17 protein-coding genes are annotated in these 19,381 nt (G+C 62.2%); 5 read left to right on the forward strand and 12 right to left on the reverse strand.

All coding sequences use genetic code 11. The features are described from left to right. Positions 1 to 147: 147 nt before the first annotated feature. From ACK3R5_RS18735 to ACK3R5_RS18770, 8 genes are all read right to left on the reverse strand, one after another. Entirely contained in the window at positions 148 to 522 is a 375-nt protein-coding gene (locus ACK3R5_RS18735; RefSeq protein ID WP_411969011.1) for a hypothetical protein, read from the reverse strand. Next, complete coding sequence (locus tag ACK3R5_RS18740; RefSeq protein ID WP_411969012.1) at positions 519 to 1,076, reverse strand: molecular chaperone; 558 nt, start codon at positions 1,074 to 1,076, stop codon at positions 519 to 521. The genes ACK3R5_RS18735 and ACK3R5_RS18740 overlap by 4 nt, the downstream gene beginning before the upstream one ends. A gap of 4 nt (positions 1,077 to 1,080) precedes the next feature. Beyond that, positions 1,081 to 2,394, reverse strand: a complete 1,314-nt coding sequence (nrfD, locus tag ACK3R5_RS18745) for an NrfD/PsrC family molybdoenzyme membrane anchor subunit (RefSeq protein WP_411969013.1) — start codon at positions 2,392 to 2,394, stop codon at positions 1,081 to 1,083. Continuing rightward, a complete protein-coding gene (dsrO, locus tag ACK3R5_RS18750) occupies positions 2,394 to 3,158 on the reverse strand; it encodes a sulfate reduction electron transfer complex DsrMKJOP subunit DsrO (protein ID WP_411969014.1) in 765 nt (254 codons plus the stop codon). The genes nrfD and dsrO overlap by 1 nt, the downstream gene beginning before the upstream one ends. A gap of 2 nt (positions 3,159 to 3,160) precedes the next feature. Beyond that, entirely contained in the window at positions 3,161 to 5,632 is a 2,472-nt protein-coding gene (locus ACK3R5_RS18755) for a molybdopterin-dependent oxidoreductase (RefSeq protein WP_411969015.1), read from the reverse strand. Beyond that, the gene (locus ACK3R5_RS18760; RefSeq protein WP_411969016.1) at positions 5,625 to 5,885 is read right to left on the reverse strand and encodes a 4Fe-4S ferredoxin N-terminal domain-containing protein; all 261 of its coding nucleotides are present in this window, start codon (positions 5,883 to 5,885) and stop codon (positions 5,625 to 5,627) included. Before ACK3R5_RS18760 ends, ACK3R5_RS18755 begins: the two co-directional genes overlap by 8 nt. A gap of 208 nt (positions 5,886 to 6,093) precedes the next feature. After that, complete coding sequence (locus ACK3R5_RS18765) at positions 6,094 to 7,755, reverse strand: hydantoinase B/oxoprolinase family protein (protein WP_411969017.1); 1,662 nt, start codon at positions 7,753 to 7,755, stop codon at positions 6,094 to 6,096. After that, positions 7,752 to 9,761 (reverse strand): hydantoinase/oxoprolinase family protein, encoded by a 2,010-nt coding sequence (locus tag ACK3R5_RS18770; RefSeq protein ID WP_411969018.1) that lies wholly within the window; start codon positions 9,759 to 9,761, stop codon positions 7,752 to 7,754. Before ACK3R5_RS18770 ends, ACK3R5_RS18765 begins: the two co-directional genes overlap by 4 nt. Before the next feature lie 231 nt (positions 9,762 to 9,992). On the opposite strand from ACK3R5_RS18770, the gene ACK3R5_RS18775 reads away from it, so the two are divergent. Continuing rightward, positions 9,993 to 10,757: an SDR family oxidoreductase gene (locus tag ACK3R5_RS18775; protein WP_411969019.1), complete on the forward strand. Its 765-nt coding sequence runs from the start codon at positions 9,993 to 9,995 to the stop codon at positions 10,755 to 10,757. 35 nt (positions 10,758 to 10,792) lie between these two features. Here the strand turns inward: ACK3R5_RS18775 and ACK3R5_RS18780 are convergent, their stop codons facing one another. Beyond that, complete coding sequence (locus ACK3R5_RS18780) at positions 10,793 to 11,461, reverse strand: hypothetical protein (protein WP_411969020.1); 669 nt, start codon at positions 11,459 to 11,461, stop codon at positions 10,793 to 10,795. Between the two features lie 58 nt (positions 11,462 to 11,519). Then, positions 11,520 to 12,140, reverse strand: a complete 621-nt coding sequence (locus ACK3R5_RS18785; RefSeq protein ID WP_411966259.1) for a hypothetical protein — start codon at positions 12,138 to 12,140, stop codon at positions 11,520 to 11,522. A 204-nt stretch (positions 12,141 to 12,344) separates the two neighbouring features. On the opposite strand from ACK3R5_RS18785, the gene ACK3R5_RS18790 reads away from it, so the two are divergent. From ACK3R5_RS18790 to ACK3R5_RS18800, 3 genes are all read left to right on the forward strand, one after another. After that, the gene (locus tag ACK3R5_RS18790; RefSeq protein ID WP_058572429.1) at positions 12,345 to 12,584 is read left to right on the forward strand and encodes a hypothetical protein; all 240 of its coding nucleotides are present in this window, start codon (positions 12,345 to 12,347) and stop codon (positions 12,582 to 12,584) included. A gap of 295 nt (positions 12,585 to 12,879) precedes the next feature. Beyond that, positions 12,880 to 14,145, forward strand: a complete 1,266-nt coding sequence (locus tag ACK3R5_RS18795) for a carboxylate--amine ligase (protein ID WP_411969021.1) — start codon at positions 12,880 to 12,882, stop codon at positions 14,143 to 14,145. Positions 14,146 to 14,660: 515 nt separating this feature from the next. Continuing rightward, on the forward strand, positions 14,661 to 15,767 hold the full coding sequence (locus ACK3R5_RS18800) for a glycosyltransferase family 2 protein (RefSeq protein ID WP_411969022.1): 1,107 nt from the start codon (positions 14,661 to 14,663) through the stop codon (positions 15,765 to 15,767). A gap of 161 nt (positions 15,768 to 15,928) precedes the next feature. Here the strand turns inward: ACK3R5_RS18800 and ACK3R5_RS18805 are convergent, their stop codons facing one another. Continuing rightward, positions 15,929 to 16,987 carry a glycosyltransferase family 4 protein gene (locus tag ACK3R5_RS18805; RefSeq protein ID WP_411966263.1) on the reverse strand — a complete coding sequence of 353 codons (1,059 nt, stop codon included), beginning with the start codon at positions 16,985 to 16,987 and terminating at the stop codon, positions 15,929 to 15,931. 148 nt (positions 16,988 to 17,135) lie between these two features. Further along, positions 17,136 to 18,215: a DUF354 domain-containing protein gene (locus ACK3R5_RS18810; RefSeq protein WP_411966264.1), complete on the reverse strand. Its 1,080-nt coding sequence runs from the start codon at positions 18,213 to 18,215 to the stop codon at positions 17,136 to 17,138. Positions 18,216 to 18,618: 403 nt separating this feature from the next. Between ACK3R5_RS18810 and ACK3R5_RS18815 the strand changes: the two genes are divergently transcribed. Continuing rightward, a complete protein-coding gene (locus ACK3R5_RS18815) occupies positions 18,619 to 19,206 on the forward strand; it encodes a metal-dependent hydrolase (protein ID WP_411969023.1) in 588 nt (195 codons plus the stop codon). Positions 19,207 to 19,381: the final 175 nt, after the last annotated feature.

A 19,381-nucleotide genomic window follows, 5' to 3' on the forward strand; every position in this document is an offset into this window, starting at 1 on the left:
CTCGGGGACGTCCCGATTCGACCGGTGACAACGGCTCAGTTATCACGGTCCGTTCTGCGACGCACGTTGTGTCAGTCAAAAGACGGAGTGGCGGTAGGGGGCGCGCGGCCAGCGGGACGCAACTGGGTCGGCGGATACTGAACCGGACTAGCCGTGCTGTCCGGCCTGTCGAGTTCCACCGACCGCCAATGTTCGACCCCCGGTCGAACAGTGCCTGTCGAGTCGATTCGGTTGCCAGAGCGTCGCACACAGTTCGGTGGTCAGTTCCTCGAGACACTGGATGTTCTTCCGATGCGTGTCGCCCTCGACGAAGGAGGCCCAGTCCTCGAGCGTCTCGAACTCGAAAGTAAACCGCCTCCCCGGGATGGGACCAGTGTCGGAGTACTGCTGCCCAAACGCGGCGACGTGTTCGTCGAGTCCCCACAGCACCGTCGCTTCGGGGAGCCACGCTTCGTATTCGTCGCGGTGGTCAGCCAGCACTTCGAACTCGATGTCGTACTCGTATCGGAACGCCACCGTCATCGCCCGCCACCTCCACCGACGATGTCACGTGTCGCTCGGGCAACCGCTCGGTAGAACGGTTCGGTGGTCGCAGTTTCGACCCGGTCGAGGAACTCCGGAAGCCACACGCCGAGATGCTCGTCGACGAACTGTTCGAGGGCATCGTGCTCGCCGGTCGCAGCGAGATGCCCCGCGAATTCGAGTTCCACGGCGACGTGGTCGGGGAGGTCGGTCCACGTCTCGTCGGGGACGAGTCCGTACTCCCAGTACCATCGCTCGATAGCGTCCGTCGCCGCACCCATCACCAGACCGAACTCCTGGTCGTGTTCTCGGTCACGGTAGACGCTCTCGTACGGCGGACACGGGTGGTCGCCCGGCCCGACGAACAGCCGGGAATGTTCCACGCGCAGGTCGGCAATCGACACGTCGTCGGCCGAGATGTCGTCGAAGAGTCCGGCGTCGAGCGCGCTGGCGAGTCGCTGGTCAGGCTGTCGCCAGCACTCCGCGAGTACCGCGAGCTCGAGCGCGAGGGCATCTTCGGCCTGCGTCGTGTTTCCTGCGGGTTCTGTTGCCATGTTCTCACTCCGTGGTGCCACCGTCAGCAGTGGCCGTTTTACCGTGGGACGATTCCTGGATTGGGAGGAATCGCAGACCGAGCGTGACGATGAGAGCTCCCACCGCCACCAGCCCCGCTGCGATAGTGACTTCGATCATCGTGGGGGTGTAGACACCTGTCTGTGCCCAGATGTTCGAGCCAAGTCCGCCGTACTCGCCGACGCTGATTCCGGGTGCGTTCGCGATGTTGACGCTATCGTAGCCGACGAACACGAGGCGGACACCCTCGAACAGCACACCGAAGACTGCGAGGGCACCGGCAGTGAACACGGCCCACGTCTGTCTGCGGAACGCGGGTATCGCGAGGAGTGCGATGGGGATGGCACCGCCGACGACTGTCCAGAGGTAGAACGCAGTGGACTCACCCGCGAGGAACCCACTCGTGATGGCCCAGAACCCGAAGTGTTCGGCCCACGCGTGCGGCAGGCGTTCGGCCGCGAGCAGGTAGACCACGTGGACTGCGAGGAACACACCGAGATATTTCCCGAGGCGAGTACGCAACTCGGCGTCGAGGTCGAATTTCGTCGTCCTGTCAGCGATGATTGCCACGACCAGCAACAGGCCGAGACCCGACACGAGTGCCTTCGCGATGAAGGTGGGAGCGACGAGCGGACTAAACCAGTCACCGCGCCCAATCTGCGTCGCGAAGATCCAGCCAGTCACCGAGTGAAGCATCACCGCGAGCGGGAGCGCGACGGCGGCACTCCAGAACGCGAGTTTCCGGTCTCGCTTCCGGCCATCCGGGGTGTCCTCACGTCCAAATGCGAACCGCGAACCGCGCGCTGCGAGGTCACGCCGGGTGAGCAGCCACAGATACCACACGTTGAACACGCCGTACAACACGACGATTGCGAAGTCCCACACCATCGGCGACCGGAAGTCCGGTGACGTGAAGAACTGATAGATTCGCTCGGGCCGACCGATGTCGGGAAGGATGAGGAGTCCAGCGACCGTAATGCAGGCCAAGCTCAACAGCACGCCGAAGCGGGCGAGGCTCTCGTACTCGTCCGAGTGGAAGAACTTCGGCGCGCTCGAGATGATGAGGCCACCCGCCGAGAGACCGACGAACAGCACGAACAGCATGATGTACAGTCCCCACGAGAATACGTTGCGCATCCCCGTGGCCGCCAGACCCATCTGCAGTTGCTGGTACCACGCGACGAGGCCGGCCAGAATGACGACTGCGAGCAGTGCGAGCCATATCTTCCCACGAGAGGCGAACTCGCCGATGGCGATGACCGACTCACGGTCGGCCGTCGTGGTGGTGCCGTTAGGCATCAGTCGTCACCTCCCGCAACCGTCTCCGGCACGTGTGGAACCGCCTGCGAGTGGAGGCCCGCCTTCTCACGTTCTTCCGGTGTGAGTTCACTCTCCATCTTGTCGCCGGTCTGGGGACGGCCAGGACTCATCTCACCGCGGATGTAGTACGTCTTCGGTTCCGTCTCCCGGTCTTCGAGGAGGCGGTCGGTGTTGTACTTCTTGATGTACTTCGAGACGGTGCTGGTCTCGTCGTCGAGGTCACCGAAGATACGCGCGTCGGCCGGGCAGTTCACGACACACCCGGGGTCGAGTCCTTCGTCGACGCGGTGGCTACAGAACGTACACTTCTCGACGACACCCTGCGGTCGCGCCGCGACGTCACCGGTACCCTCTTTGGGGACGGTCTCGGGTTCGTCCCAGTTGAACACGCGAGCGTTGTACGGACACGCCGCCATGCAGTACCGGCACCCGATGCACTTGTCGTAGTCGATTTCGACGATGCCGTCCTCGCGCGTGTAGGTCGCATTGACCGGACAGACCTTCACGCAGGGGGCGTTCTCGCAGTGCTGACACGCCGTCGGCTGGTACTGCATGTCCAGCGTCCCGTCTTCACCGTTCTTCGGATAGGTTCCGGCGGGTTCGTCGACGTCGTCACCACCGATGGTCAGGACGCGGTTCCAGTACTGGCCGAGTCCGACGTTGTTCTCCTGCTTACACGTCACGGCGCAGGCCTGACAGCCGATACACCGCTCTTGGTCGATTACGAGTCCGTATTTCGTCATGTTCAGTCACCTCCTACTCCGGGACCAGTCGCTTTCGCGCCGGTCGGCTGTTTCTCCTCGTACTTGCTCGTGTCCGCCTCTGCAGGGGCATGCTCTACCTCGACCCGGACGTCGTAGAACGAGAAGTTCCCGGTCACGTCGCTGACGTCCGTGTGGGTGAGGTCGTTGTGATGTCCCCGGATGTAATCACTCGTGTACCATCCTTGGTCGGTGTTGACGAGTCCGGGCTGAATCGCCTCGTTCACTTTCGCACGAACGATCATCTCACCCCGGTCGTTGTGAACGCGGACGTAGTCCCCGTTCTCGATGCCGCGCTCTTCTGCATCGACTGGGTTGATGTCGAGTTGTGGCTCGGGATTGAGTTCTCGGAGCCACTGCTGATACCCGAACTGGGAGTGGATGCGCCACTTCGAGTGCTTCTGCATGAACATCAGGGGGTAGTCGTCTGCGGACTCCCAGTCGTCTGCAGTCCGACTCTCGACGTGTTTCGGGACTTCGAGTGTCTGGCCCTTCTCGCTCGGGGCGTCCTCGTCGTAGATTTCGAGGCGGCCAGAGGGCGTGTCGAACTCGTCGGTGTACTTGACCACCGGCGTGGGTTTCTCGACCGTTCCCTGCCGTTTGAGCGTCTCGTAGTCGACGTACTCGTCGGCCTCCAGCATCTTCTTCAGTTCCTCCCGCTTGGTCTGGAGGAAACGGTCCCCGTAGCCCAATCTCTCCGCGAGGTGGCTGATGATCCAGAAGTCCGATTTCGACTCCCAGAGCGGGTCGTGAATCTTCTCCCGGTAATTCACGTGCGGGTGGGTGTACGGCGAGGTGACGCCCTCTTTTTCGAACCAGTGTGCCGCAGGCAGGATGATGTCCGAGTGTTGGACCGTCGGCGTGTGGTGCATGTCGGCGACGGCGATGAGGTCGAGATTCTTCGCCGCGTTCAGCCAACGCTGCCGGTCAGGAAGCTGGTTGGCGACGAAGTTCGACTCCTGAGCGTACATCACCTTGATGGGGTACGGGTCACCGGACTCCATGCCGGTCAAAATCTTCGTCTGGCGAATCTTCGAGACGCCCTTGCTTCCTTCGGGCGCGCTGTAATCGCCAGTCGAGATTCCCGTCCCGTTGAAGTATCCACCCTGGAAGGAACCGCTTCGTCCGTAGTCACCAGTCAGGGCGACGAGGGTGGCGTACGCCTGCCCGAAGATGTGACCGTACTTGTATCGGTCGACACCAAGTCCCGGGACGACACCGCCGGGGCCACGGGTACCGAGCCAGCGTGCAGCTTTGCGGATGTTCTTCGCTTCTACGCCGACTGTCTCGGCGATGTCCTCCGGTGCGTGCTTCGCGGCTTCGTCGCGGAGGAAGTCGAGGGCCACTCGCCCGGTGACGCCGCCGACGGTGTACTCGCCGCCGAGAGCGTACGGACCGAACGTCTCGGGTTCGAGGACCTCGGGTTCGCCGGTCTCCTCGTTGAACGCGACGGGTTTGTCGGCGTCACTTCCCGGCACGACGTCTTTCGCCCGCAGGAGTTTCCCGTCCGGGCCGACGAGTGCCGGAGCGAGCGTCCGCTTGCGGAGGAAGTCCGCCTCGAAGAGTTCCTCGTCCAAGACGGTGTGAATCATCCCCAGTGCGAGGTGCGGGTCCTTGCCAGGTTTGACGGGTAACCAGAGGTCGGCTTTCGCCGCCGTTCCAGTGTACACCGGGTCGACGACGACGAGCTTCGCGCCGTTTTCGACCGCATCAAGCATCTTCGACGCGTCCTGCTGGAGTCGACTGGCGAAGATGTCGCCGCCCCACGCGATGAGCGTGTTCGCGTTCTTCAGGTCCGTGGCCTGGTTGGTCGCCACGTTGAACCAGCCCGCACCACTGACCCGGCGGAAGCCCTGTCCGACGTTGATGTCGATAGACCAGTCCATCTGGGTGCCGCCGAACAACGCTGCCAGACGTGCCTGGTGGTTACTCGCGGTCCCGTAGTCGCCCGAACCGGACTCGAAGTAGACGCTCTTCGGCCCGTACTCTTCACGGGTCTCCTCCATCTTGGCTGCGATGTAGCCGAGTGCTTCGTCCCACGAGACGCGCTCGAACGCGGCGTCTTCGCCGCGCCCCTCGACGTTCGGGTCGTCGGGCGACCAGTCAACACGCTTCATCGGATACTTGAGGCGCGTCGGGTTGTAGACACGCTGGGTTTGAGAGAGCCCGAGCGTGCAGGCTCGCTTGTACGCCTCGTTCTCCGGAACGCCCGGTTCTATCTTTTTCACGCGCCCGTTTCTGGCGTGGACTTGAATCGGGCATCGTCCGCGACAGTTCGGGGCACACGAACTGAAGAACACCTCGTCCTGTCCAACAAACGTCTCGACGCCCATGTCCGAGACGTCTCCGGCATCGGTGAGCGACGTCAGATAGCTGCCCCCGCCGAGACCGAACGCGGCAGCAGCACCACCCGCTTTCAGTACGTCGCGCCGATGAACGCCATCAGAGTCACTCATCGTCGAAGTTCTCCTGTTTGCTCGGCCGGTTGTCCTCGCCAAACTCCGCGACGACTGCCTCGTGGTATTTCGACTGGAAGACGTCTTCGTCGAGGACGCCGTTCGCGACGCGAATAGCGTCCCGTGACATCCGAAGCCCGAGTTCGGTGTCGAACGGACTTCCGTCGAGGCACCTCGTTGCCGCGTCTCGATTCCACGTATACTGCCCCTCGTCTGTCCGAGAGGCATCAGGTAACTCAGGTTGGGTTGCCATTTCCTTCACCAGATGACTGTAAGGAGGTCGCGTCCATCCGGCCTGCTTCTGATAATCAGTTTCTTTAAATAGTCCCCGAGACCCGGCTTCGCGAATCGGCGTGGGGGTTCCCAATTCCACTGCCTACAGGGTCCGAAACGTCCGCGCGTTCACTGCATATCTGGGCGGGGAAGGAGAGTACCGCTGTCACCACTCACCAGACTGTGGTTTACTCCATCTTCTCGTCTGCTCTGTCGCGTTCGATATCGTCCCGAGAACGCTCGGCCGGGTCGCCGTACCCACCACCGCCGGGTGTGTAGATGGTTACAGTCGTTCCCGCAGACACCTCACGGGTGACTTTCGACCCGACGACGAACGCCTCTTCGTCACCGACCGACTCGGACACGTCGCCGTCGTCGTCCTCGGTCAGGTCTGGAACCCGGACGACGTTCTTCCCGACTGCCCCGTCTTCGCCACCGGCGATTCCTTTGGGGGCGACACGGCGGCGTTCGGTCAGAAGCGAGACAGTCGCGTCCGTCTCGACGGTGAGAGACCGGACGAGACCCAGTCCACCCCGGTGTCTCCCACGCCCACCGCTATTCTCGCGGAGACTGTACGCTTCGACGACCATCGGATACTCCGCTTCGAGCGCTTCGATTGGTGTGTTGAGCGTGTTCGTCATCCCGACTTGGACGCCGTCCATCCCGTCACCAGTCGCTCGTCCGCCGAACCCACCGCCGATAGTCTCGTAGTACGTGAATCCTCCCTCGCCACCGGTTCGACTCCCGATGGTGAGATTGTTCATCGTTCCCTGTCCCTGTGCGGGGACACGTTCGGGTGCGGCGTCCGCGAGTGCGGAGAAGACCACGTCGGTCACGCGCTGACTCGTCTCGACGTTGCCACCGACGACAGCAGCAGGTGGTGACGGGTTGAGGAGCGACCCGTCGGGAACCGACACCTCGATTGGGTCGTAACACCCCTCGTTCGGGGGTATCTCGGGGTCGGTGACGGACCGAACGGCGAAGTAGACGGCGCTCTTGGCGACTGCGAGTGGTGCGTTGACGTTGCCGGCGACCTGTGGTGCCGTGCCGTCGAAATCGACGTACATGGAGTCGCCGTCGATGGTCACCGAAACCTCGATAGGCACGTCGTCGTCGGTGACTCCGTCGCCCTCGAGCACGTCGCGTGCGTGATACGTCCCATCGGGGAGGGCACGCAGTTCGGCGGTGACGCGGTCCCGCGAGTAGTCGAGGACTGCGTCGAAAGCGGTGACGACCCGGTCTTTGCCGTGGTCGGCCACGAGGTCCGAGAGTCGGTCACCACCGCGTTCGTTAGCGGCAATCTGCGCTCGGATGTCCGCGCGGCGCTCACCGGAATTGCGGACGTTCGCCAAGATGAGCGACAGGACGTCGTCGTTCTGCACGCCCGCGTCGACGAGTCGAACCGGTGGGATTCGAAGCCCCTCCTGGTAGATTTCGCGTGCACCCGCAGGCATACTCCCGGGCGTCATCCCGCCCACGTCGGCGTGGTGCGCTCGTGAGACGGCGTAGCCGAGTATCTCGCCGTCGACGGTGAGCGGTGAGACCATCGTCACGTCGGGGAGGTGGGTGCCGCCGTCGAACGGGTCGTTGAGGACGAACACGTCACCGGGGACAGGGTCGTATTCGAGGACCGTCTGAACCGCGTCGGGCATCGCACCGAGGTGGACTGGGATGTGTTCGGCCTGTGCGACGAGTCGCCCCTCGGCGTCGAACAGTGCAGTCGAGCAGTCCCGACGCTCCTTGATGTTCGGCGAGTACGACGAACTGACGAGCACCTGTCCCATCTCCTCGGCGACGCTCTCGAACTGGGTGCGCATGATTTCGAGTGTGATGGCGTCGATGTCCGTCATTCGTCGTCACCCCCACGCCGCAAGACGAGCGTCCCGTCCCCACCGACGGTGCCACGCCAGGCCGGCGGTACGACGACAGTGCTCTCGTCCTGTTCGAGAATCGCCGGCCCCGTCACGTCGGCGTGCGCAGCGAGCGACTCTCGGTCGAACACCGGCGTCTCGAAGGTGCCGGCCTCGAAACGAACCTCGCGACTCGCTTTTCGAACGGCGTCTCCACCTTCATACGAGACAGGCGGTGCGTCGCGCTCGACGACTGCCGACGACCTGACGTTGACCAGTTCGATTGGGTCGGCCAGTCGGTAGCCGTAGGCCTGTTCGTGCGCCTCGTGGAACCGCCGGGCGACTACGTCCGCATCGAACTGGTCCGGGGCGGGGACGGTCAGTTCGAAACTCTGACCGACGTATCGAAGGTCGGCAGCGCGTCGCACGACTGCGGATTTGGTGTCGAGAACGTCTTCGAGGACGTCGGACGCGAGTTCGTCGTAGGCGCGCTCGATAGCCGTCGTCGCCACCGCGTCGAGTCGGGACCTGAGCGTCCGCACCGAGTCGTGTCGCTCGTCCGCCGCGAGCAGTCCGTACGCCGAGAGGACGCCACACGCACGGGGGACGACGACAGTTTGGATACCGAGCGTGTCGGCGACGGCGGCGGCGTGCATCGGACCTGCCCCACCGAAGGCGACGAGGCCGAATTCACGCGGGTCGTATCCGCGTTCGACGGTCACCGACCGAATCGCACGGGACATATTCGCGTTCGCGACGCTGTAGACGCCGCGAGCAGCGTGGCGCGCGTCGTCTAATCCGGCCTCGGCCGCCAGCGAGGAGAGGGCCTCTTCGGCGGCCGGCTCGTCTACCGAGAGTTCGCCGCCGAGCGCAGAACTCGCGCCGATGTATCCGAGCACGACGTTCGCGTCGGTGACAGTCGGGGCCGTCCCGCCGCGCCCGTAACACGCAGGCCCCGGGTCGGAACCCGCGGACTTCGGGCCGACACGGAGTGCGTCGCCAGCGTCCACCCACGCAATCGACCCACCACCGGCACCAACCGTCTCGACGTCGACCATCGGCGTCTTCAGTGGACGGCCGTTGATTTCGGCGTTAGTCGTCTGTGCAATCTCCCCGTCGCGGACGAGGCTCACGTCGCTGGACGTACCGCCCATGTCGAACGTGACGAGACCATCGAGAGCGACGGGACCAGCAGTCTCTGCCGCACCGACGACACCGGCGGCAGGGCCGGACATCGCCGTCGTCACTGCGTGCCTTCGAACCGTCTCCACAGAGGCGATGCCGCCGTTCGCCTGCATGATTCGAGGCGCGGGCACGCCCAGTTCGTCTGCGCGTTCCTCGAGACGGCCGAGGTAGGCGTCGATGACGGGCGTCACGTACGCGTCGGCGACTGTCGTCGCGGTACGTTCGTACTCACGGAACTCGGCCAACACCTCGTGGGACGCAGAGACTGGCACGTCGAGTTCGTCGCGAAGGACGGCGGTGACGGCCTGTTCGTTTTCGGGGTGCTGGTAGGCGTGGAGGAGGCAGACGGCGACGCTTTCGGCATCGGTCGCTCGAATTTCGTCCGCGACGGCTGAAACCTCCTGTTCGTCGACTGCACGCCGGACTCCGTCGACTGTGGCCCGCTCACTCACCTCGAATCGTCGGCGGCGAGGGACGAGTGGCGTCGGCTTTTCGACCGTGATATCGTAGAGGTCAGGTCGCGTCTGTCGTCCGATTTCGAGTACGTCACGAAACCCCTCGGTGGTGACGAGCGCCGTCTCCGCGCCGTCGTCTTCGAGGAGTGCGTTGACCGAGACGGTCATCGCGTGCGTGAACGAGTCGACGTCGCCCGGGTCGATGCCAGCGTCGGCACAGACCTTCTCGATGCCGGCGACGACGCCGACGCTCTGGTCGTCTGTGGTCGGGACTTTCGCAGTCAAGAGCGTCCCGGACGCAGTCGATAGCACGACGTCGGTGAACGTGCCGCCGACGTCGACGCCGAGTCGGACTGTGCGACTCATTCGTGACCCACCCGAAACGAGAGACGGTTCGCGGCCATAGGGGGCCTACTCGCCGGAGTGTATTATGATACTGTGCCCCTGTGACGGTGTTCGGTTTCACTGGGTAGCGTTCGGTGCCTTCGACACTGTCCGTAGTATCCCGACGCGATTCGAGTCAGCCACGAGCACCAGCGAGTCCGCACCGTCTCGTGGTATGCAATATTTATTCACACCGTCTCCCGAGTGAGTGGTATGACTGAACGTATCGCACTCGTCACCGGTGCGAGTTCGGGTATCGGAGCGGCGACTGCGAGAGCGCTCGCTCGCGACGGCGCGGCAGTCGCACTTCTCGCGCGCCGTGAGGACCGACTCCACGAACTCGCGAGCGACATCGAACGGACGTGTGACGCCGAGACACACGTCCTCCCCGTCGACGTCACCGACCACGAAGCCGTCGAAGCGGCGGTTTCGGAAGTCGTCGAGGTGTTCGGTGGTCTCGACGTCCTCGTGAACAACGCCGGTATCCTCCGGATGAGTGACGACCTCGTCGACCTCTCGGTCGAAGACTACCGGACCCAGATGGCGGTGAACTGCGACGGGATGTTCTATGCGACGCGGGCGGCCCTCCCCCACCTCCGCGAGTCACGAGGGACCGTCGTCTTCGTTGGCAGCGACTCCGCGAAACACGCCGACCCAGTGCTCGCGACGTACGGCGCGACGAAGTGGTGGACGCGGGGGTTCGCGAAGAACCTCGAAGCACGCGAGGGACGGAACGGTATCGGCGTCGTCCTCGTCAACCCCGGCGACACCCGGACCGAAATCGAGTTTCGCGGCGAACGGCTCGTCGACGCGTACGACCCCGACGACATGCTCGCGCCCGAGGATGTCGCTCACGTCGTCGCGTTCGCTGCGCGTCAAGACGGCCGCGTCAATCTCGGTGAGATAGACGTCTCCGAACGCTCGCTCTACAGCGACATCTATCGGGGACTCACCGAGGACGAAGCGGAGACACGCTGACCCACGGGATATCGGGTCGGCACCGACCTATACGGCTATTCGAGTGAGAGCGAAAAGCCCCACTTCGTGCTCGTTCGCTCGTCGTCACCACCGGACAATGAACCGACAGTCATGGTGGTTTCGAAGCGGAACTCCCCGACAGGGAGGCAACTCTCTTCTTCGCCCTCCTGTTTGGCCGCCCCGTAGAGGTCCACGAGTTTGGACCGTGATTCGCCGGGGTCGAACGACTCGACTCGGTACTCTTCGGTGACGGCAATCGGTTCGTCGAGTCGCCAGCATCCCGGGTCTGCGGGGTACGTCTCACCTGCGGGGAGGAAGATGAGTTCGCGCGAGTCGTCAGAGACGTACTGGAAGAAGATGGCACGTCCCTCACCGACTTCGACCACTTGGTCGCTCGTGTTGGTCAGCGTGACCCGGAGTTGTGGCGGGTGGTCGTCGGTTGCGACGTCCTCGCTGACTTCGACGGTCGGTTCGATTGGGAGGTCCGGCGCCGCGTCGACGTTCGTGAGCACGATACCGGGTCCGCCGGTTCCAGTCGGGCGGGTGCCGCCAGCAGGGTCAGTGGTAGTGTCGCCCGGAAGGTCAGGCGTGTCGTCGGTGTCGTCCGCACCGCCGTTCGACCCACCATCCCCGAGACAACCGGCGACGAGGCCAAGCGAGAGGAGGGCAGTTGAACGAACGAGTGTACGACGTGTCAATGACATACCACTACATAGGTGGCTGAGAGAATAACCCTACTCAAGAGTCAAATCGGCGTTTGACTCACGGCGTGGCGTCGCGGTGGTGCCGGCGGCGATAGTACTCCCACTCGGTGTCTGTGCCGTAGTGGACGACGAGTTGGTCCGCCATCTGTTCGGCGACGCCGGGGACGTCACGGAGTGCGCTGGTGTCACGTTCGACGACTGCGGCGGCGACGGCATCTGCACGCCCGAAGTGTTCGTGCAGGGCGTCTGCCACGCTGTCGCCTGCGTTCGGAACGGGAGCACACGCCGACGAGATACGTGCTCGTTCGGCCCGTTCGTCGACGCGATGGACCCACGTTTGAACCCACGACGCAATGCGCTGTGACTCCTCGTTAGACGTCGGCGTGTCGAACTCGTGGACCGATTCGTCGACGACGCCGTCGAAGCGAGCAGAGACGGAGAGACCCCCAGGGTGTGGGAGGACGTGGACGCCGGGAGAGTCACCGGATTCGGCCCCGACGAGAACCGCCGGCACCGACTTCTCGAAGCGGAGGGCGAAGTTCGCAGGCCGGGGTTCTCCCGGTGGGTAGATGACCCACTCGTCGCTCGGGAGTTCGATTCGTTCGGGAAGCCAACCGAGGTTACCAGCAGTCGACGGTGCTGCGTCGTCACCTCCCGAGTCGTCAGTGTCACGTGTCACGTCGTGGTCCTCTCGCGTGTCGTGTCCGATTCTCGAATCGCACACAGTCGCGTGCGTTGACAGTCCGAACGAGAGTTGATAAGACACGCGGTTACGGACGCGGACACGGGTGATTCTACCGCGTCGGTGGGGCGCAGTGACGGGCGAGAGACGGCCTTCACTCACACCCGGTTGCTAAAGTACGTTGAGCACGAACCCCGGTATATGCCCGTCGTTGAGGTCAACCTCCCGGACGAACTGCTGGTCGAATTCGAACAACTCGTCGACGAAGAGTTCATCAGCGAAGAACAGGCCGTCGAAGAACTCCTCTCGATGGGGATGGACGCATACGGTGCTCCCGTCGACGATGAGGGCGGCGTCCAGTCCGACTTCGTCCAGAGCGCACAGAACAACCTGTTCGACACTGCCGGTGACCCCGGTGGCCTCGACGACGACGTACTCTAAGCACGCTCGCCGCAGGTCCCCGTCTCTACGGTATCGCCACGTGGATACCCATCTCATGGTCTTTTCTGCCGACGGTCACGTGTGAGACGAACCAACTGATTTCCCACGCTGACCACCCGCAGACGGCGTTATCGGGAACCAAATGGGAACTATCTGTTCGAGACGAGCGACCAGCAACGACACACGATAGTAGCCGAGACTGTCACTGCGCCACGACACTCTAGGTTCCGGACACTCGGCAGTGTCCCCCGTTAGTTGATTCATACTAATCCATAGTCGCTGCGAAGAATCTTTCATGAGTAAACATGGTGGCAACAAAGGCGCGGTACTCGTCACCTCGGGGAACTACGCCATCGTCCGGTCGTTCGGTACGAACGGTATCCGGACAGTAGTTGCCTCCGAACACGACGATACCCCTGTCAGTTCGTCACGCTTCTGTGACGAAGTCGTCCGAATTCCTGCACCGAGCGACGGCCTCGTCAGGTACAAAGATGCGCTGGTCGGAATATGTGCACGACCCGACGTCGACGTCATCGTCCCCGGCCGACCCGAAGACGCGTACGTCCTCTCGAAGTATCACGACGAGTTCGCCACGCACGTGAATCTCGCCGTGCAACCGTTCGAGATGTTGCGGTCGGTTCACGACAGGATGCGACTCTACGAGGCCGCAACTGCGGCGGGCGTCCCGATGGCGCGGACCAGACTGCTCAGCGACGTCGACGAGTTCGAACGCCCCTCTATCATCAAACCTCGATACAACGTCATCACAGAGGAGTACGTCGACGGGTTCGGCCCGAACGATTACGACATCGTCAAACGCGTCATCCACGTCCAACCGGGAGAAGACCTGAATCGAGCCGAGATACGTCGTGAGATGGGACACGACCCTATCGTCCAAGATTACGTTCCACCCGCGGACAAGTACATGTTCGCCGCCCTCTACGACCACGGGGAAGCCCTCGCGACGTTCCAGCACCGTCAGATTCGGGGGAACTCCTACACCGGTGGGGGCGGTGTCTACCGAGAGTCCGTCTACCTCCCGGAGTTCGAAGCTGTCGGGCGGGGACTACTCGACCATCTCGAGTGGCACGGACTGGCCTGTATCGAATACCTCCAGGACGCCGACACGGGCGAGTTCAAGATTATCGAAGTGAACCCCCGTCTATGGCAGTCGCTCCCATCGACGATACGGAGCGGTGCCGACTTCCCGTACTTCTACTGGTTGCTGGCGACGGGACAGAAACACCTCGTCGAACCCGACTACGACCTCGGAATCGGGAGCCACTATCTGTGGGGCGAACTCGGCTATCTCAAGAGCGTCGTGACCGACGAGTCCCCACTCGTCGAACGCCCTCCACTCTCGAAGGCACTGTGGGACGTCGCGTCGTCGATATGGCAGGAACCGCACTTCGACTACCTCCGCTTCGACGACCCTGCACCGTTCGTCCACTTCGTCGTCCACGTCGCGTTTTTCAGAAAGCCCGACGAGCGGCGGGCGGGCGACGTTGGTCACTTACCTGCCGAGCGGCGTCCGGACAGAACTGTTAACGCCGAACCATAACGACGTCGAGGAGTCGGCACTCCGTCACGTCGTCTCCACCACAGTGATTTACTAACGACTACCCATCCACTGCTGCCGTCGAAATCCGTCTGGTCGCCGTGACCACGGTCCGTCTACTCATCTCGAGACACTCCGTTAATTCGGCCCAGTCGACGAACGTCCCGTCTTCGTCGCTCGCTTTTCCGGAACGTAAGTCCACCGCAGAGACACATCGACTGGACCGAATTACAACAATCTGAATTTCGTGACTGTCTCGATAAATTTGATAAATGGTGAGAAGTTCAGCTTTTGCAGACAATTAATAGGAAGCCATTTACGTACAATTTTTCCTGAATGTATATTTATATTAGATGATTGTCGCGACTAACAAAGCATCCAACAGTACAACTGAGGGACGGAAGTTCCGATGTCACAAACTACGTCGTCCCTCGATTCGCCTCCTCAGGTTCGATTCACCTCGGCCAGTTGTTCGTACGGTACGCGACGGCCGAAGATGGATACACAGGAGGAGTACAGTGTACCTCGGTAAAACGATCGGAGTCGTCGTCCCCGCGTACAACGAAGAGCGCTTCGTCGGAACTGTCATCGACACGATTCCCGAGTTCGTCGACCGGACGTACGTCGTCGACGACCACTCGACTGACGAGACGTGGCGTGAGATTACCACCTACACAGCGCGGGTGAACGCCCGAACGAACCCCTCCACGACAGACCAAGAGACATCGGCCTTGACGGCCGACGGTGGAGAAATCGTGGGAGAACGGGTCGTCGCTATCAGACATCCTACGAACCGAGGACGTGGCGCGGCCGTGAAGACAGGATATCAGAGAGGGCTCGAAGAGGGGATGGATATCCTCGTCGTGATGGACGGTGACGGTCAGATGGACCCGGACATCATCACCTCGATTATCGACCCCGTGGCCACCGGGTCGGCCGACTATGCCGTCGGTGACAGACTCGGGGGGCCGTCGTACTGGCGCGGGATGCCACCGTGGCGACTCTTCGGAAACGTTCTCCTGTCGGGATTGACGCGTATCGCCAGTGGCTACTGGCACATCCGCGACCCACAGAACGGCTACACGGCAATCTCTGCGGACGCACTCGATGCCCTCGATTTCGACCGTCTGTACGACCAGTACGGGTTCCTGAACGACTTGCTCGTGAATCTAAACGTCGCCGACAAGCGGGTTGCGACGGTTCCGATGAGAGCCCGGTACGGCGACGAAGAAAGTGGCATCAGGTACTCGAGCTTCGTCCCCGGCCTCTCGATCCTGCTGCTGAAGGATTTCCTCTGGCGACTGCTCGTCAAGTACGTCTACAGACGAAAGTACGCGCTCGTGGGTATGTACCTCCTCGGTGTCGTGAGTATCATCGCGGGCCTGTCGCGGTTCACCCGGAAAGCACTCACTCGAACTGACACCACTGGGTCCGGAACGCGAGTCGTCGGCGGTGTTCTCTCGCTGGCGTTCGCGATGTTCCTCGACGACAGAGCCAACCACCACCTCCAAAAGTCCGCTGGCAACGCGGAGAGACACGAGTCCCGTCGAACGACGATTGCCGCCGACACAGCGACGGAACGTGGACCACAAAGCGACGACCAGCGTTCCGAGCAATTCTCGTAACCGGTTTGGCGGACGGTCAGAACGGACAATTTTCCCAACGAACGACGACGATAGTGGAGACATCGAACTCGTTCGAACGCGTCTTCGGCGACAGCTACGCACGCGGTGGATAGGTCACGCTCAGAAGTAATCACAGTCGGGAGAGGAGAGGAGAGGCCAGCCTAGTTCGCTTCTGCGTACATCGAGACGAGGTTGTCGGCGTTCGACTCCCAGGAGTAGCGCGATTCTATCAGCGACCTGTTTTTTCGACCCATTCGTACCGCCTCGTCGGGGTTGGCGATGAGGTGTGCGAGTGCGTCGGTCAGTTCCTGAGCGTTCCCTGGCGAGACGAGAATCCCCTGTTCGTCGGTGACGACTTCGGGGATACTTCCGACGGGCGTCGTCACGACGGCGTTTCCACCGGCCATCCCTTCGAGTAAGGCGATGGGCAGGCCCTCGGCGTAGGTCGGAAGCACGAACACGGTTCCCCGACCCAGTAGGTCCCGTTTTTCGGCCTCCGAGAGGAACCCGAGATACTCGACGTTGTCGTACGCGTCGGCGACGGCCTCGACTCGTTCCGCGTGGGGACCCCGGCCACCGATGCTCACGCGGAACGAGAGGTTCGGCATCGCCTCCAGCGCCTCGATTGCGTCCAGTAACTCGCCGATTCCCTTGCGTTCGATGAGGTTCGAGACGAAGACGACGTGGACGGGGTCAGCCTCGTAGGTCGGTTCGAACTCGGCGGGTTCGACGGCGTTGGCGAGGACGTGTACCTTATCGTAGTCGGTCCGCCGCGAGACGAACTCGCGCCAGTACTCCGACAGGACCACCACGTCGTCGACGGTGTCGAAGACGAGCGACTGGAGGCGACGAACGAGGAGTGAGTCCGTGTCGAGGAATTCGTCGAACGACGACCCGTGGATGTGGAGGACGACGGGGACGCGCCAGACGTACGCCGAATAGAGGACGAAGAACGCCGAGCGGTAGAACGAGTACTTGTGTGAAGAGTGGACGTGGACGATGTCTGGTCGCGACTGGAACGGAAACAGGAGAAGGGCCTGAATCGACGACAGAATCATGCGAACGGCCCGTTCGACTCCCTCACCCTTCGGTGCAGTGTATCGGGTGTAGAGACGGACGTCCATCCGGTCTTCGAGATAGCGTTTCTGTTCTGTTATGTATCGGTCGATGCCGCCGGTTCCACGTGGGCCGACGACGAGCAGTGTGGTGTTGTCGTTCATAGCGAAGGTGAGTCGAGAGCGTCTTCGGTGCGCAGTTCGGTGCCGAAGATTGGACTGTCGAGTGGTTAGTTATGGGTCGATTGACTGTCTCGAGTCGGTGAATCACCCACCGATGGAGACGAACGTTCGGGTTGCGAATCGAGTCGCGTTACGCCGGGACGGTGTGCCGGGACAACGATTCGACTGGGTCGACAGACCCGTAGTTCAACGCGACTTGGACGATGACTTCGGTCAGGTTGACCTTGTCTTCGAGGAACGCGTCCCGACGGGTCTGCCACTCGGCTTTCGTCCCGGGGTTGGTGAGGAGCGTCTCCGCTCGTTCCATCACCTCGTCGAACGATTTGAGGTTCGAGATGAGGCCCTGCTGTTCGAGCTCGACGAAGTTCCCCATATCGTGCTCGCCGACGAACGAGTTCGAACGGATGGCGGGCGTTCCGAGGAGTGCAGCCTCCGTGACCATCGTCTGTGTGTCAGCGACGAGGAGTTCCGCTTCGGCGAGTACGTCGTGGACGAGTGCCGGGTGGAAGTCGAACGGACGCGTATCGACGTCGCCATCGCGTCGTTCGTCGCTCTCGTCGAGGACGAACACGGTAGCGTGTTCGCTCAACATCTCGATGAGTTCGGCACGGCGTTCGGGTGTAAAGCCGCGGTGGCCCACGTCGTGGTGCGACCCGAACGCGTTGAACCGGACGACGACGAACTTCTCGTCGGGAGCGAGTCCGAGTTCTGCCCGGATATCCGTCGCGGGTTCGTACACGTCGGGGTGGAGATACGCCGTCTCTTTGAACCCCCTGAACTGGTAGTGGTTCTCCGAGAGGTCCTTTCCGAACGTGTGGGGCGTCAGTATCGCCTTCGCGAAGGGGCGAGAGACGAGATGGTCGAGCGACGTCGGTTCCGAGTCGATGACGAGTACGACGGGGGTGCGCGAGACAGCACCCGCGTGTGCCGCGTAGCCTCCCATCCCGAAGATGAGGTCCGGGTCGAACCGACGGACCTCCCTGAAGATGTTCAGATAGTGGGACGGCAAGTTCTTGAACAGCGAATACTTCGTCGTCCCGCACGACCCGTAGATTCGGTGTGGCAGGTCGTAGTACTCGAGTAAGTCTTTGGTACATCCGTAGTCTCGTCCGAGGATGAGCACGTCGTGGCCCAACCGCTGGAGTTCTCTCACCGCATATTTGTAGAGGTGAACGTGGGCGGGCGTGTTTGTGAAGAACAGATAGCGCATACTCTCTGCTCAGAGAGACGCCGTCTGCCCGAGTAGTTATTCGGCATCTACTGACTTCGTCCCGGGGCGTTAGTCGATGACCACCGATTCGACAGGCGGGAGCGGTCTGTTACAGTCGCCATAACAAAACGAGCAACCCGCTTTTCTTTGCGTTGATGCGGGCGTCGTGCGCCGACGCGTGACGAGTTACGCACTCACCGACGACGGCCTGGCGCGTCGCACACACCGCCAAACGCGCCCCCACCGACCACACCAGCAGTTCCAGTCTCAGATGTCCACGATACACAGTACGCAGTCACCGAACCGAACACACAGTGAGCGTGCTTCGACAGTCTCCTCGACGACACCACTCCACGCACCCTCGACACCCTATTCGGTGGTCGACTGCGGAGGCGTCGCGTAGATGTGGCCGTGGGAGCACCTCGCAGTCGGGTACATCCTCGTCTCGCTGTGGGCGCGGGCGACGAACAGACGACTCGATAGCCGTGCCGCGCTCGCCGTCGTGCTTGGGACCCAGTTCCCGGACCTCGTAGACAAACCACTCTCGTGGTCGTTCGGCGTCCTCCCGAGCGGATTGTCGTTCGCTCACTCGATTCTAGTCTCGATTCCCCTCGCACTCGCCGTCGTCCTCGTCGCGCGACGCTTCGAGATGACGACGGTCGGCGTCGCGTTCGCACTCGGCTATCTCTCACACATCCCCGCAGACCTACTCTACAGTGGGTTCTTTTTCGGCAACTACGGTGCACTGGAGTCGTTCCTCTGGCCGATATCCTACGGTCCAGAGTCGTCGGGTGTCGGCCTGTTCGACCAGACGTGGCGCTTCTTCCGTCGGTCCCTCGGCTACCTCCGCCGCCCCGAAGCGTGGGTGCTCGTCCTCTTCGAACTTCTGTTGCTCGGGAGCGCGCTCCGTCTGTGGATTAGTGACGGAGCTCCCGGGTTAGCACTCCTGAAACGCTCAGTAAACGGCATTCGACGGAGTGTTACCCGATGAAACCCACGCCAAACGAGGCGGCAATCACTCCATAACAAAGCCGTTACCGAGACTGATTTTCTGCAAGGCAGGCAGACGCCCCGCCGAAATACTATGAACACTATGATTTTCCCGCCGACTCCGACACCCACCGAGCCACTACGTCGGGTTAGAACCGACAGCTCTCACGGAGGTT

This window comes from Haloferax sp. YSSS75 (genome assembly GCF_046764215.1).
Classification (GTDB): domain Archaea; phylum Halobacteriota; class Halobacteria; order Halobacteriales; family Haloferacaceae; genus Haloferax.